Source organism: Klebsiella sp. K47 (assembly GCF_051858335.1).
Lineage (GTDB): Bacteria > Pseudomonadota > Gammaproteobacteria > Enterobacterales > Enterobacteriaceae > Klebsiella > Klebsiella pneumoniae.
On the sequence record NZ_JBPYUI010000449.1, the window covers coordinates 1 to 222 of the forward strand.

1 protein-coding gene is annotated in these 222 nt (G+C 71.6%); it reads left to right on the forward strand.

Annotation, left to right across the window (positions count from 1 at the left end):
• The coding region (locus RRF55_RS28740; RefSeq protein WP_439419408.1) for an FGGY family carbohydrate kinase at positions 1-222 on the forward strand (222 nt) is incomplete at both ends.

Below are 222 nucleotides of genomic sequence, written 5' to 3' on the forward strand. Positions count from 1 at the left end.
GAGTACGGTGATGCATCCGGCACCGGCTGGCTGGACGTGCGCCAGCGGCGCTGGTCACCCGAACTGCTGCAGGCGATCGACCCGCAGCGCGACCTGGCCGCGCTGCTGTCGCCGCTGGTTCCTCTGGAAACGACCTTCCCCCTGGCGCCGCGGATCGCCGCACTGCTGGGTCTGCCGGCCGACGTGCAGGTCTCCACCGGCGGCGGCGACAACATGATGGCG